Raw genomic sequence first — 532 nt, 5'->3', positions numbered from 1 at the left:
CCAGAAGGATAGGGGTCTTCCACACCCCTCCAATTCCCCAGATTCTCTCCCCCAGAGCAATGGGACGCTCCACTACGCCGAGCTCTTTCGGAGTCTCCACGTCGCGAATGAACTCTTGTCGATATGCTTCTATCTTGTTCACAACCAACTCTCCTTCCTCGTTCAATGGCTGGGCTGGACGGCCGGATTCAGTTGTTCAACCTGCTCGGAGAAGAGAAGGCGATGAATACGGTCGGAAAGCCGCAGACCGGTTGCTTCGTCCACCGTGTCTTCACCGGTGCTGTTCAGTTCCGCCTTTACCTGTCCAGGATGAGCGGAAAAAAGAAGGATGCGGTTGCCAATCTTGATCGCCTCCAAAATGGAATGGGTGACGAAGAGGACGGTGAAATGCGTGTCCTCCCAGAGCTGCAGGAGCTCGTCTTGCATCTTCCTCCTGGTAAGCGCGTCTAGCGCTGCGAATGGCTCGTCCATGAGCAGAATGTCCGGCTCCATGGCCATCCCGCGAGCGATGGCCACCCGCTGCTTCATCCCC

The 532-nt window shown here is 56.6% G+C and carries 1 protein-coding gene; it reads right to left on the bottom strand.

The annotated features are described in order from the left end of the window. Window positions 1–162: 162 nt before the first annotated feature. The coding region (locus tag ACTFO6_RS17575; RefSeq protein ID WP_439935717.1) for an ATP-binding cassette domain-containing protein at window positions 163–532 on the bottom strand (370 nt) is incomplete at its 5' end.

The sequence above is a fragment of the Pelomicrobium sp. G1 genome, from assembly GCF_051905455.1.
GTDB lineage: Bacteria > Pseudomonadota > Gammaproteobacteria > Burkholderiales > UBA6910 > Pelomicrobium.
This window is presented reverse-complemented; position numbering and strand designations above follow the sequence as displayed.